The organism is Helicobacter cetorum MIT 99-5656, assembly GCF_000259275.1.
In the GTDB taxonomy this organism is placed as follows: Bacteria; Campylobacterota; Campylobacteria; order Campylobacterales; family Helicobacteraceae; genus Helicobacter; species Helicobacter cetorum.
Window position 1 is genome coordinate 760847 of the sequence record NC_017735.1, and the last position, 13729, is coordinate 774575.

At 38.0% G+C, this 13729-nt stretch carries 12 protein-coding genes; 11 read left to right on the forward strand and 1 reads right to left on the reverse strand.

The features are described 5' to 3' along the window. Positions 1–8 precede the first annotated feature (8 nt). From ureA to HCD_RS03685, 7 genes are all read left to right on the forward strand, one after another. Positions 9–725 carry an urease subunit alpha gene (gene ureA / locus HCD_RS03655; RefSeq protein WP_014659241.1) on the forward strand — a complete coding sequence of 239 codons (717 nt, stop codon included), beginning with the start codon at positions 9–11 and terminating at the stop codon, positions 723–725. A 3-nt stretch (positions 726–728) separates the two neighbouring features. Next, the gene (ureB, locus tag HCD_RS03660) at positions 729–2438 is read left to right on the forward strand and encodes an urease subunit beta (RefSeq protein ID WP_014659242.1); all 1710 of its coding nucleotides are present in this window, start codon (positions 729–731) and stop codon (positions 2436–2438) included. 196 nt (positions 2439–2634) lie between these two features. Then, positions 2635–3222, forward strand: coding sequence for an AmiS/UreI family transporter (locus tag HCD_RS03665; protein ID WP_014659243.1), 588 nt, complete (start codon positions 2635–2637; stop codon positions 3220–3222). Between the two features lies 1 nt (position 3223). Then, positions 3224–3736: an urease accessory protein UreE gene (gene ureE, locus HCD_RS03670; RefSeq protein WP_014659244.1), complete on the forward strand. Its 513-nt coding sequence runs from the start codon at positions 3224–3226 to the stop codon at positions 3734–3736. 10 nt (positions 3737–3746) lie between these two features. Continuing rightward, positions 3747–4481, forward strand: coding sequence for an urease accessory protein UreF (locus HCD_RS03675; RefSeq protein WP_014659245.1), 735 nt, complete (start codon positions 3747–3749; stop codon positions 4479–4481). Positions 4482–4510: 29 nt separating this feature from the next. Further along, a complete protein-coding gene (gene ureG, locus HCD_RS03680; protein ID WP_014659246.1) occupies positions 4511–5110 on the forward strand; it encodes an urease accessory protein UreG in 600 nt (199 codons plus the stop codon). Continuing rightward, positions 5110–5904, forward strand: coding sequence for an urease accessory protein UreD (locus tag HCD_RS03685; protein ID WP_014659247.1), 795 nt, complete (start codon positions 5110–5112; stop codon positions 5902–5904). Before ureG ends, HCD_RS03685 begins: the two co-directional genes overlap by 1 nt. A gap of 35 nt (positions 5905–5939) precedes the next feature. On the opposite strand, the gene HCD_RS03690 is transcribed toward HCD_RS03685, so the two are convergent. Beyond that, positions 5940–6122, reverse strand: a complete 183-nt coding sequence (locus tag HCD_RS03690; RefSeq protein ID WP_014659248.1) for a hypothetical protein — start codon at positions 6120–6122, stop codon at positions 5940–5942. A 310-nt stretch (positions 6123–6432) separates the two neighbouring features. Here HCD_RS03690 and HCD_RS03695 point away from each other — a divergent pair, with 310 nt between their 5' ends. The 4 genes from HCD_RS03695 (at position 6433) to putP (ending at position 13713) form a co-directional block, all read left to right on the forward strand. After that, the gene (locus tag HCD_RS03695) at positions 6433–7035 is read left to right on the forward strand and encodes a cytochrome c3 family protein (protein WP_014659249.1); all 603 of its coding nucleotides are present in this window, start codon (positions 6433–6435) and stop codon (positions 7033–7035) included. 15 nt (positions 7036–7050) lie between these two features. Then, positions 7051–8418, forward strand: a complete 1368-nt coding sequence (locus tag HCD_RS03700; RefSeq protein WP_014659250.1) for a multiheme c-type cytochrome — start codon at positions 7051–7053, stop codon at positions 8416–8418. Positions 8419–8639: 221 nt separating this feature from the next. Then, a complete protein-coding gene (locus tag HCD_RS03705) occupies positions 8640–12191 on the forward strand; it encodes a bifunctional proline dehydrogenase/L-glutamate gamma-semialdehyde dehydrogenase (RefSeq protein ID WP_014659251.1) in 3552 nt (1183 codons plus the stop codon). A 31-nt stretch (positions 12192–12222) separates the two neighbouring features. Then, the gene (gene putP, locus HCD_RS03710; protein ID WP_014659252.1) at positions 12223–13713 is read left to right on the forward strand and encodes a sodium/proline symporter PutP; all 1491 of its coding nucleotides are present in this window, start codon (positions 12223–12225) and stop codon (positions 13711–13713) included. Positions 13714–13729: the final 16 nt, after the last annotated feature.

The following is a 13729-nucleotide window of genomic DNA, read 5'->3' on the forward strand; positions in this document are numbered from 1 at the left end:
AGAACGAGATGAAACTCACCCCAAAAGAGTTGGATAAGTTAATGCTCCACTATGCTGGAGAATTAGCCAAAAAACGCAAAGAAAGAGGTATTAAGCTCAACTATGTAGAAGCTGTAGCTTTAATTAGTGCTCATATTATGGAAGAAGCAAGAGCGGGCAAGAAAAGTGCGGCCGATTTGATGCAAGAAGGACGCACTCTTTTGAAAGCCGATGATGTCATGGATGGTGTAGCTAGCATGATTCATGAAGTAGGCATTGAAGCGATGTTTCCTGATGGAACCAAACTCGTAACCGTGCATACTCCTATTGAATGTAACGGCAAATTAACTCCCGGTGAGTTGTTCTTAAAAGATGAAGACATTACTATCAACGAAGGCAAACAAGCCATTAGCTTAAAAGTTAAGAATGTCGGCGATAGACCTGTTCAAATCGGTTCTCACTTCCATTTCTTTGAAGTGAATAAGTGCTTAGATTTTGACAGAGAGAAAGCTTTTGGCAAGCGTTTAGATATTGCTAGCGGAACAGCGGTAAGGTTTGAGCCTGGTGAAGAAAAATCCGTTGAGTTGATTGAAATTGGCGGAAGCAGAAGAATCTTTGGATTTAACGCATTAGTTGATAGACAAGCGGATAATGAAAGCAAGAAAATTGCTTTACATAGAGCTAAAGAGCGTGGTTTTCATGGTGCTAAAAGCGATGATAACTATGTAAAAACAATTAAGGAGTAAATGATGAAAAAGATTAGTAGAAAAGAATACGCATCTATGTATGGTCCCACTACTGGCGATAAAGTGAGATTGGGCGATACAGAACTTATTGCTGAAGTAGAACACGACTACACTATTTATGGTGAAGAGCTTAAATTTGGTGGCGGTAAAACTTTAAGAGAAGGCATGAGTCAGTCTAATAATCCTAGCAAGGAAGAGTTAGATTTAATCATCACTAACTGCCTAATCGTAGATTATACCGGTATCTATAAGGCTGATATTGGCATTAAGGATGGCAAAATCGCTGGCATTGGTAAGGGCGGAAACAAGGATATGCAAGATGGCGTTAAAAACAATCTTTGCGTAGGTCCTGCTACTGAAGCGTTAGCTGGCGAAGGCTTGATTGTTACTGCAGGTGGGATTGATACACATATCCACTTCATTTCTCCGCAACAAATTCCTACAGCTTTTGCAAGCGGTGTAACTACTATGATTGGTGGAGGCACAGGTCCTGCTGATGGAACAAACGCTACAACCATTACTCCGGGCAGAAGAAATTTAAAGTGGATGCTAAGAGCCGCAGAAGAATATTCTATGAACTTAGGTTTCTTAGGTAAAGGTAATGCCTCTAATGACGCATGCTTAGCTGATCAAATTGAGGCGGGTGCGATTGGCTTTAAAATCCACGAAGACTGGGGCACAACTCCATCTGCAATCAACCATGCTTTAGACATTGCTGATAAATATGATGTTCAAGTGGCCATCCATACAGATACTTTAAATGAAGCAGGTTGTGTAGAAGACACTATGGCTGCCATTGCTGGACGCACAATGCATACATTCCACACTGAAGGTGCTGGTGGAGGACACGCTCCTGATATCATTAAAGTAGCTGGTGAGCATAATATTCTACCTGCTTCAACTAACCCTACTATTCCTTTCACAGTGAATACTGAAGCAGAGCATATGGATATGTTGATGGTTTGCCACCACTTAGATAAGAGCATTAAAGAAGATGTTCAGTTCGCTGATTCAAGAATCCGCCCCCAAACCATTGCGGCTGAAGATGCTTTGCATGACATGGGAATTTTCTCTATTACAAGTTCGGACTCACAAGCTATGGGTCGTGTGGGTGAAGTTATCACTAGAACTTGGCAAACCGCTGATAAAAACAAAAAAGAGTTTGGTCGCTTGAAAGAAGAAAAGGGCGATAATGATAACTTTAGAATCAAACGCTACTTGTCTAAATACACTATTAACCCAGCGATTGCTCATGGCATTAGTGAGTATGTTGGTTCTGTAGAAGTAGGCAAGGTGGCTGACTTAGTATTGTGGAGTCCAGCATTCTTTGGTGTGAAGCCAAACATGATTATTAAGGGTGGTTTCATCGCTCTTTCTCAAATGGGTGATGCAAACGCTTCTATTCCTACCCCTCAACCTGTATATTACAGAGAGATGTTTGCTCATCATGGTAAAGCTAAGTATGATGCAAATATCACTTTTGTATCTCAAGTAGCTTATGAAAACGGCATTAAAGAAGAGTTAGGACTTGAAAGACAAGTATTACCAGTTAAAAATTGCAGAAATATCACTAAAAAGGACATGCAATTTAATGACACTACCGCTCATATTGAAGTCAACCCTGAAACCTACCATGTGCATGTAGATGGCAAAGAAGTAACTTCTAAAGCGGCCGATAAAGTAAGCTTGGCCCAACTCTTTAGTATTTTCTAGGGTTTTTAAGGGAGTGCTTCTCCCCCTTAAATCTTAGTTTTAGCTCTCTAAATTTTTGTTTATCAAAGCCTTAGAGAGCTTATTTTGTTTTTTATTTTCGGTAGATTTACTATTTTTTTTTATGATTAACTTAGCAACAAAAGTTATTTCATAGAGTGCATTTGTTGTGAAAATTTTTGTTTAGAAGGACAGAGCAATGCTAGGACTTGTATTGTTGTATGTTGCAATTGTTTTGATTAGCAACGGAATTTGTGGTTTGACTAAGGTTGACCCAAAAAGCACTGCGGTGATGAACTATTTTGTGGGCGGACTTTCCATTATATGTAACACGATTGCAATTACTTATTTTGCACTCAACCCTAGCACTCCTGTAGAAGGTGCAGAGGATGTTGCTCAAGTATCGCATCATTTGACTAGTTTTTATGGTCCAGCTACCGGTTTGTTATTTGGTTTTACCTACCTATATGCAGCCATCAATCACACTTTCAATCTTGATTGGAGACCTTTCTCTTGGTATAGCTTGTTTGTAGCGATTAACACTATCCCTGCAGCGATTTTGGCTCACTACAGCGATGCTTTAGATGACCACAAAGTAATGGGTATTACCGAAGGCGATTGGTGGGCGATTATTTGGTTGGCTTGGGGTGTTTTGTGGCTTACAGCTTTCATTGAAAACATCTTAAAAATTCCTTTAGGAAAATTCACCCCATGGCTTGCTATCATTGAAGGGATTTTAACCGCTTGGATTCCAGCTTGGTTACTATTCATTCAGCACTGGGTGTGAGATGATTATAGAGCGTTTGAGTGGCAATCTAAGAGATTTAAACCCCTTAGATTTCAATGTGGATTATGTAAATTTAGAGTGGTTTGAAACCAGAAAAAAAATCGCTAGGTTTAAAACCGAGCAAGCTAAAGACATAGCCATACGCCTTAAAGACGCTCCCAAATTAGGACTCTCTCACGGAGATATTTTATTTAAAGAAGGTAAGGATATTATTGCCATCAACATCTTAGCTTCTCAAGTCATTCATATTGAAGCTAAGAGTGTTGCTGAAGTGGCAAAGATTTGCTATGAAATAGGCAATCGCCATGCAGCCTTATACTATGGCGAAAACCCATTTGAATTTAAAACACCATTTGACAAACCCATGTTAGCTTTATTAGAAAAGCTAGGCATTCAAAATCGTGTTTTAAGTTCAAGGCTAGATTCAAAAGAACGCTTGACTGTGAGCATGGCTCATAGTGAGCCTAATTTTAAAGTCTCCTTAGCGAGTGATTTTAAAATTGTGATGAAATGAAGGAAGAAGTGTGAAAAACATCAAAAAGAATGCAAATGTGCTTGCGAAAAATGTTTCCCAAAAGATAGATAATGAATTTTTAATCTTACAAGTGAATGATGCGGTGTTTCCCATTGGCTCTTACACACATTCTTTTGGGCTAGAAACTTATATCCAACAACGCAAGGTTACTGACAAAGAAAACTCCTTAGAGTATCTAAAGGCAAATCTCTCTAGCCAGTTTCTCTATACTGAAATGCTAGGCTTAAAGCTCGCCTATACAAGCACTCTCAAACAAGATTTAAAAAAAATCTTAGAAATTGAAGAAATGATTGTACTCTCTACAAGCCCCATGGAACTACGCTTGGCTAACCAAAAGCTAGGCAATCGCTTCATTAAAACCTTACAGGCTATGAATGAATTAGATATGGGTATGTTTTTTACTGCTTATGCTAAAAAGACCATAAACCCCACCCACGCCACCAGCTATGGGGTCTTTTGTGCAAGTTTAGAAATAGAGCTAAAAAAGGCATTAAGACATTATCTTTACGCTCAAACTTCTAATATGGTGATTAATTGCGTTAAAAGTGTTCCCCTACCCCAAAATGATGGGCAAAAAATCTTGTTGAGCTTACAAAGCCATTTCAACAAACTCATAGAAGAAGTCCTAGAATTAGATGAGAGCTATTTATGTGTAGCAAGTATTCAAAACGATATTAAGGCCATGCAACATGAGAGCTTATACTCACGCCTTTATATGTCTTAAATTTTAATCTCAATATTGAAAGGAAAAATATGGTAAAGATTGGAGTTTGTGGTCCTGTAGGAAGCGGTAAAACCGCCTTAATTGAAGCATTAACCCGCCACATGTCAAAAGATTATGACATGGCGGTTATTACAAATGATATTTACACGAAAGAAGATGCGGAATTTATGTGCAAGAATTCTGTAATGCCACGAGACAGGATTATTGGGGTAGAGACAGGTGGCTGTCCGCACACCGCCATTAGAGAAGACGCTTCTATGAATTTAGAAGCTGTAGAAGAGATGCAACAACGCTTCCCTAATTTGGAATTGCTTTTAATTGAAAGTGGGGGCGATAATCTTTCTACGACTTTTAATCCGGAGTTAGCGGATTTTACGATTTTTGTGATTGATGTGGCTGAAGGCGATAAAATCCCACGAAAAGGCGGGCCAGGAATCACTCGCTCAGACTTGCTTGTCATCAATAAAATTGACTTAGCCCCCTATGTCGGAGCGGATTTAGGCGTAATGGAAAGAGATTCTAAAAAAATGCGTGGCGAAAAACCCTTTATTTTCACTAATATCCGCTCTAAAGAAGGTTTAGATGATGTAATTGCTTGGATTAAACATTACGCCCTATTGGAAGATTGATGAATACTTACGCTCAAGAATCTAAGCTCAGATTAAAAACCAAAATAGGGGCTAATGGAAAATGCGTGATTGAAGACAATTTTTTCACACCCCCTTTTAAGCTTATGGCACCCTTTTATCCTAAAGATGATTTAGCAGAAATCATGCTTTTAGCGGTAAGTCCTGGTATGATGAAAGGCGATGCACAGGATATGCAATTAAATATCGGTCAAAATTGCAAGCTCAGAATCACTTCACAATCCTTTGAAAAAATCCATAACACTGAAGATGGATTTGCTAGTAGGAACATGAACATTGAAGTAGAAGAAAACGCTTTTTTAGACTTTGCACCCTTTCCGTTAATCCCTTTTGAAAACGCTCATTTCAAGGGTAATACCACCATTTCTTTACACTCTAGTTCTCAATTGCTCTATAGTGAGATTATTGTGGCTGGGCGGGTGGCACGAGACGAATTGTTTCAATTCAATCGCTTACACACTAAAATCTCTGTTTTACAGGCTAACAGACCTATCTATTATGACAACACGATTTTAGACCCTAAGACTACGGATATGAAGAATATGTGCATGTTTGATAGCTACACGCATTATCTCAATCTCATTCTCATCAATTGCCCCATAGATTTATTGAGCGTGCGGACATTGATTGAAGAAAGCCAAACGACTAACGGAGTTGATGGGGCAGTGAGTGAAATCGCAAGTTCTCATTTATGCGTGAAAGCCCTAGCAAGTGGCTCAGAAGCTCTGCTAGATTTGAGAGAAAAAATCGCTCGCTTAATCACGCAAAAAATATGAAATAAGCTAAAAACCCTCTTAAGAGAGTTTGAATGCTAATGCCGAGTATCCCAGTGAGTGTGATTGGTATAGTAAGGGTCGCCAAAATCCTTAGGGGTGTAGCGAACTTTCTCTTGCTCAGAAGCCTGGTTATTATAAACAAAGTGTTTAGAATCAAAGTAAGAACACCCACTCAATAAAGAAGCCCCAATCAACACGCTATTTCTAATTGTTTCCATTTTATATCCTTTTGTTTTGCTAAATTTTTTATTTTTTAAAAAACTAAATAACTTTTAAATTATTTATGAAGAGATAATAGTTTTACTCATTAAACCAAAAGTAAATAATGCTAAAAAACATAAAATTACCCCTTATATTCTTGTTATTAATCAATAATGAGTAATTATTATGCTATAATTACTCAAATTTAAACTTAAGTTCTATATTTTCTAAAAATTAGGTCTTTTTTAAAGTGTTTTAAAGAATAGAACAAACAAATAAAACAAACATATTGACTAATCGTTTTTAATATCGCTTTAGGGGCATACCTTGAAAGAGTTTATTAAAAGAAATCGTTACTATGTGCTGTTTATCTTTATTATTGGTGCTACCATCGGCATGGTCTTTTCGCTCACACTGGCAGAAATTGTGGAAAAAACCGCCGATGACAAATTCTGTGGCTATTGCCATATCATGCAACCTATGGTTAAATCTTTCTTGCAAGATTCTCATGGGGGCAATAACAAAGTAGGCTTTAAGGCTAAATGCGTAGATTGCCACTTGCCCCATAACAATGTTACGCATTATCTCTTTGAAAAAGCTAGATTAGGCATCAATGATGTAATAGGAAATGTGTTTTTTGACCCAAAAAACCATGTAAATTGGGAAGAAAAACGCAAAGAAGCTAAAAACTATGTGCCTGATTCTGGGTGTTCGCATTGTCATTCAAATTTGAGAGACGCTACTTCAAGCAATTTAAAAGCTTTCTTACCCCACAGAGATTATTTTGAAAAATACACCACCAAAACTTGCGTAGAGTGCCATGCAAATGAAGTGGGGCATAAAAATTTAAGCAAGCATTTAAAAGATTATTTGAAAGATAATTACAGACCCTACCCCAATAGTCCTAATAAAGACGGCCTATCTCAATAGAAAGGAGCAACCATAATGTTTAAAAGTTTGAGTTTTATCCTCTTGGTTTTTGTTGGCTTGCATGCCCATAAAAATCAAGGCTATAGTGGTGCTAGCACACCCGGATTAAAAATTGATGTTCCCCTAAAAGTTTATAGAGAGCTAAAAGACGAAGCAAAAGGCTGTATTGAATGCCATGCTAAAGAAAATCCAGGCATTGTAGATGATTGGCGAAAGTCTAGGCATGCACATGCGGGTGTGAGCTGTATTGATTGCCATGCAACGACTAAAGATTCGCCCATGCTTACTATGGATGGGCATAGAGGCTCTAAAATCCCTATTTCTGTATTGGTTTCGCCTAATGTATGTGGCAAATGCCATGAAAGAGAAGTGAAAGAATTTCATAATAGCGGGCATGCAAGGGGTGGCTTACAGCCCTTAGCTAAAGGAAATATGCGAGAGCTTATGCGTATGATTGAAGGCAGAAACCACCCTGATTTAAAGCATGCCCCAGAAACGACTGGGTGCTTTCAATGCCATGGAACGGTGATTAAATTAGATAAAAATCGCCGACCAACCCCAGAAACTTGGCCTACTTATGGTATTGGCACAGCTTTTCCTGATGGTTCTGTAGGCAATTGTGCTTCTTGTCATAGTGCACATAAATTCAGTCTAGCAGAGAGCAGAAAACCAGCTGCTTGTGCATCTTGTCATTTAGGGCCAGACCATCCCGATATTGAAGTGTATAATAACTCTATGCATGGGCATATCTTCAATGCTGAAGGTAATTCCTGGAATTTTGACGCTGCACCTGGAACTTGGAAAGCAGGAGACTTTAGAGCCCCAACTTGTGCAACATGCCACATGAGTGGGAACTCCAAATCTAATACCACGCACAATGTAAGCCGCCGCTTGAAATGGAACATGTTTGCTCCAAGAAGTGAATTAAGAAATGGTGGGCTAGAAAGTGCAGCTAAAGAATGGGCAGAAGGCTTTAAAATCACTAAAGGTAACATTTTAGCAGGCAATCCTAAGGGCGTAGAAGCAGCTAGAGAAGAAATGAAAGCGGTATGTAAAGATTGCCATACCTCAACTCATATTGATAATTTCTTCTTAATGGGCGATAAAAATGTCATGCTTTATAACACCTATTATGATGACGCTGTAAAAATGCGCGATGAGCTTAAAAAGAAAGGCTTATTAGATAAAGACCCATGGAATGATGAATTTCAAAAAACATTCTACCACTTATGGCACCATGAAGGTCGCAGAATGCGTCATGGTGGGCTTATGGGAGCACCAGATTATTCGCATTGGCATGGAGTCTTTGAGGTGCAACAAGATATTCGTAAGCTCAAAAAGATTTATGAAAAGCGCATGAAAAGTGGCAAAATTGAAGATTAAAAATTCTAATAAAAAGCTTGAATGAAGGTTAAAAGCCTTTGTTTGAGCCACTACCTAATTCTAAAACAATTTTTATCTTTTGAATTTGTTATTCTTAAAAATGTGAATAAGCTACCTAATTAAGCATTTTTACAAGTCCAATAGCCCTACAACAAACATTATTAAATGAAGTTAGTAACTAAAACCATGCTACAATGAAACTAAATTCTAAGGAGATAGCTATGCAAAAAATCATTGATGACACACTAGAGTTAGCTAGAAAGCTACAAAATAGTATCAGTAATAATCTAAGCGAACAAGAAAAAGCCTTTCATTCTAAAATGCAAAAGCTTTTGAGTAACCCTGAAAATAAGGTCATGCTCATAGAGCTTATGGATAGAAGTTTTAGATGTTATGATAATACGGCTCGTTTTGAAATGATTGAGCATGTTTTAGACAAATATAAAAGCCGTGAGATTTTTTCTTCCTTTGAAAAATTGCTTTTAATGGGATTTTTAAGCTTTGGAAAAATGCTCCCTAATATGAGCGTGCCATTTTTTGTGAATAAGATTAGAACCGACACCAAAGCTATGGTTTTAGAGCAAGAAGAAAGCAAGCTAAAAGAACGCATTTTAGCCAGAAAAAACGAAAAAATCACCTTGAATGTGAATTTTATCGGCGAAGAAGTTTTAGGCGAAGAAGAGGCTCATACACGCTTTGAAAAATACTCACAAGCTTTGAAATCTAACTACATTCAATATATCTCCATTAAAATCACTACGATTTTTTCTCAAATCAATATCCTTGATTTTGAATACTCCAAAAAAGAAATTGTCAAACGCTTAGACGCTCTTTATGCCCTAGCCTTAGAAGAAGAGCAAAAGCAAGGCATTCCCAAATTTATCAACCTAGATATGGAAGAATTTAGAGACTTAGAACTCACGGTGGAGTCTTTTATGGAAAGTATCTCTAAATTTGATTTGAATGCGGGTATTGTGTTGCAAGCCTATATTCCTGATTCTTATGAATATTTGAAAAAATTACACGCCTTTTCTAAAGAAAGGGTTTCAAAAGGATTAAAACCTATAAAAATTCGCTTTGTTAAGGGAGCGAATATGGAGAGCGAAGAGACCATTGCGTCTGTAAAAGACTGGGCGTTGCCTACATTTTCTAGCAAACAAGACACCGATTCTAATTACAATAAAATGCTAGATTTTATTTTAGAAGGCGATAATTATAAATACATTCACATCGGCACAGCCAGCCATAATATCTTTGAAATCGCTTATGTATACACCCGCATTCATGCTCTAAATGACCCTATCGCATTAGAGCATTTTACCTTTGAAATGCTAGAAGGCATGAGCTTACAAGCAAGCCTAGAATTAAAAGACATGCATAAACTCATTTTATACGCTCCGGTTTGTGATGCAGCACATTTTAACAATGCGATTGCTTACTTAGTAAGAAGATTAGACGAAAACACATCAAGCGATAACTTTATGAAAGCTTTCTTCAATCTCAAAGTAGACACCAAAGAATGGAAAGACCAAGAACAACGCTTTTTAGACAGCCTTAAAGGCATTGCTACTTTGGATAATTCTACGAAGAGAACCCAAGATAGAAACGCCAAACAAAGCGGATACACCACTTATAAAAACAACTCCTTTAAAAACGAAAGCGATACGGATTTTATCCTAAAAGCCAACAGAGAGTGGGCTAAAAAAGTGCGTGAAAAAATGTATAACGCCCCTATTTTGGAGCTTTACCCAGAGATTGATGGGCGCTTTGAAAACCCTAATCTAACCCCCTTAGAAGTCTTTGACAAAATCCATAATAAAAAAATCGCAAGCGTGCATTTAGCTGATGAAGAAGCGATTTTAAAAGCCTTAGAAGTAGCCAAAAGCGATAAAAGCCATTTTAGTCAAAAAAGCTTTGAAGAAATTCATGCTTTAATGAGCAAGACCGCTCAACTTTTTAGAGAAAGAAGGGGCGATTTAATAGGCATTTCTGCTTTAGAAGTAGGTAAAACCTTTGTAGAAACGGACGCCGAAGTGAGCGAAGCTATTGATTTCTTAGAATTTTATCCTTATAGCTTAAGGGTGTTACAAGAGCAAAACAAAGAAACACAATTCACCCCAAAAGGTGTGGGCGTGGTGATTGCCCCATGGAATTTTCCTGTAGGCATTTCTGTAGGCACTATTGCAGCCCCTTTGAGTGCCGGAAATAGAGTGATTTATAAGCCTTCAAGTTTATCTAGCGTAACTGGTTACAAGCTTTGTGAATGCTTTTGGGATGCGGGTGTGCCTCGAGATGCGCTCATTTACTTGCCTGCTAAGGGGAGTGATATTAGCAAGTATCTCTTAAAAGATGAGAGTATAAAGTTTGCTATTCTCACAGGGGGCGAAGACACCGCTTATAAAATGCTAGAAGCTAACCCTACTTTGGCTTTGAGCGCAGAAACTGGTGGTAAAAACGCCACTATTGTAAGCAAAATGGCAGACAGAGACCAAGCCATTAAAAATATCGTGCATTCAGCCTTTAGTAATTCCGGACAAAAATGCTCCGCCACTTCGCTTTTAGTGTTAGAAAAAGAAGTCTATGAAGATGAAAATTTTAAAAAGACCTTAATAGATGCTACCTTAAGCCTTAATGTGGGCGACCCGTTTGATTTCAAAAATAAAGTTGGCACTCTAGCAGACAAACCTAATGAAAAAGTGCAAAAAGCGATGAGTGAATTAGAAAAACACGAGCATTACGAAATTCCTGTTTCCTTTGTGAATGATAACCCCTATTTGATGCAACCAAGCATAAAATACGGCACTAAAAAAGGCGATTTCACACACTTAACAGAGCTTTTTACCCCTATACTATCTGTAATGAAAGCACAAGATTTAGATGATGCCATAGAGATAGTTAATTCTACCGGTTATGGTCTTACAAGTGCGTTAGAGTCTTTAGATGAAAGGGAGTGGGAGCATTATTTAGAGCGTATTGAAGCGGGTAATATTTATATCAATAAGCCTACCACAGGAGCCATAGTCTTACGCCAACCTTTTGGGGGGATTAAAAAATCTGCCGTAGGTTTTGGAAGAAAGGTGGGGATTTTTAACTACATTACGCAATTTGTGGATATTCATCAAGAAAAAGAAGATAATAATATCTTAGAAAGTAGCTTGAGTGAGTGTCTAGAGAGCCTAACCAAAAAAGGCTATGACGAGCATACTCACGAATTAAATCGTGCGATTTTTATGGCAAAAAGCTATGCCTACCATTATAAACATGAATTTAGTCAAACCAAAGATTATGTCAAAATTAGGGGCGAAGACAATCTCTTTTCTTACACTAAGGTTAAAAATGTCGGCTATCGCATTACAGAAAGTGATAGCTTAAGCGATATGCTAGGCATTGCTCTAGCGTGCCTAGTCGCTCAAATCCCTTTAACTCTTAGCACAGAAAACAAGCAAACAAACAAGAATTTGGCGTTCTTTTTAGAATGTTTAAACGCTCTTAATTTGAACGCTCCTATTTTTTATGAAAGTTTGCAAGAATTTAGCGAAAAATTGAATGGATTTAATCGGGTGCGTTATTTGAATCACAAGCTGGATTTATTACACCAAAAAGCGAGTTCCTTAGGAATTGTGTTGGCCACTGCTAAACCTTGCTTGAATGGGCGTTTTGAATTGCTTTATTATCATTTGGAGCGTTCAGTCAGCATTTCTTATCATCGTTATGGGAATCTAGGCTCAAGAGCTTTAGAACAAAAAGCATGTCATAAATCATGTTGTCATTAAATATAAATATTGTATTTAATAAGGAGACACTATGGAACAAGTTGTTTTAAGCACCCCTATTGTTACAATGTTTATCGCTTATTCACTTTTGATGCTCTATATCGGTTTTTATTTTTATAGACAAAATGAAACCACTGAAGATTACTTCTTAGGCAATCGCTCTATGGGTCCTGTGATTAGTGCTCTGAGTGCGGGAGCCTCTGATATGAGTGGGTGGCTTTTAATGGGTTTACCTGGAGCTTTGTATGTGGGGGGGCTAATCAACTCACACATCGCTATAGGGTTGAGTTTGGGCGCATTGATTAACTGGGTTTTTGTGGCTAAACGCTTACGCATTTATACAAGTGTTATCGCTAATTCTATTACCATTTCGGATTATTTTGAGACTCGTTTTAGCGATGATAAACACATTCTACGCTTGATTTCAGCCTTTGTGATTTTAATCTTCTTTATTTTCTATATTTCTTCAGGGCTAGTGAGTGGGGCTAAACTCTTTGAAGCGACCTTTGGCATTCAATACACCCATGCCCTAAGCATTGGCACTCTTATCATCGTTTCTTATACTTTCTTAGGGGGGTATAAGGCGGTGTGCTGGACAGATTTGATTCAAGGGCTTTTGATGATGGGTGCTTTAATTGTTGTGCCGATTGTTATGGTAAGTCATATCGGTGGGCTTGAAGAGAGCCTAAAAATCATTAAAGAAATCAAGCCTGAAAACCTTTCTTTTTTACAAGGCTCTAGCTTAGTTGCCATTATTTCAAGCCTTGCTTGGGGCTTAGGCTATTTTGGACAACCCCATATCTTAGTGCGTTTTATGTCTATCCGCTCTATTAAAGATGTTCCAAAAGCCACCACCATTGGCATTTCTTGGATGGTAGTTTCTTTAATTGGAGCGTGTGTTATGGGGCTTTTGGGTATTGCTTATGTGCATAAATTTGATTTAAGCTTAGAAGACCCTGAAAAGATTTTTATCGTGATGAGTCAATTACTCTTTAACCCTTGGATTGCTGGGATTTTACTGAGTGCAATTCTAGCTGCTGTGATGAGCACAGCTAGTTCGCAACTACTTGTAAGCTCTTCTACGATTGCTGAAGACTTTTATGCCATGATTTTTAATAAAAATGCCCCCCAAAAACTTGTGATGACTATCTCTAGGCTTTCGGTGCTTGGCGTAGCTTGTATTGCCTTTTTCATCTCAACTGATAGGAATGCGAGCGTTTTAAGTATTGTTAGTTATGCATGGGCAGGATTTGGTGCGAGCTTTGGCTCTGTGATTTTATTCTCACTCTTTTGGGAAAGAATGACAAGAATTGGAGCGATTGCTGGCATGCTCTCTGGGGCTAGCACGGTGATTTTATACGACAAATTTGGCAAAGGCTTTTTAGATATTTATGAAATTGTTCCGGGCTTTATTGTAGCAAGCATAGCTATTATTGTGTTTAGCTTGTTTTCCAATGTGCGTGCAGGCACTAGAGAGGCGTTTGAAACCATGCTTAGAGAAATTGAAAGCTTAAAACATTAAAATGCCTAAAGTAAGC

Bases quoted from the DNA above. Each gene is read 5' to 3' on its own strand.
- HCD_RS03665 (WP_014659243.1), top strand. From the start codon at position 2,635: ATGCTAGGACTTGTATTGTTGTATGTTGCAATTGTTTTGATTAGCAAC.
- ureA (WP_014659241.1), top strand. From the start codon at position 9: ATGAAACTCACCCCAAAAGAGTTGGATAAGTTAATGCTCCACTATGCT.
- ureE (WP_014659244.1), top strand. From the start codon at position 3,224: ATGATTATAGAGCGTTTGAGTGGCAATCTAAGAGATTTAAACCCCTTA.
- HCD_RS03705 (WP_014659251.1), top strand. From the start codon at position 8,640: ATGCAAAAAATCATTGATGACACACTAGAGTTAGCTAGAAAGCTACAA.
- HCD_RS03690 (WP_014659248.1), bottom strand. From the start codon at position 6,122: ATGGAAACAATTAGAAATAGCGTGTTGATTGGGGCTTCTTTATTGAGT.
- HCD_RS03685 (WP_014659247.1), top strand. From the start codon at position 5,110: ATGAATACTTACGCTCAAGAATCTAAGCTCAGATTAAAAACCAAAATA.
- putP (WP_014659252.1), top strand. From the start codon at position 12,223: ATGGAACAAGTTGTTTTAAGCACCCCTATTGTTACAATGTTTATCGCT.
- ureG (WP_014659246.1), top strand. From the start codon at position 4,511: ATGGTAAAGATTGGAGTTTGTGGTCCTGTAGGAAGCGGTAAAACCGCC.
- ureB (WP_014659242.1), top strand. From the start codon at position 729: ATGAAAAAGATTAGTAGAAAAGAATACGCATCTATGTATGGTCCCACT.
- HCD_RS03700 (WP_014659250.1), top strand. From the start codon at position 7,051: ATGTTTAAAAGTTTGAGTTTTATCCTCTTGGTTTTTGTTGGCTTGCAT.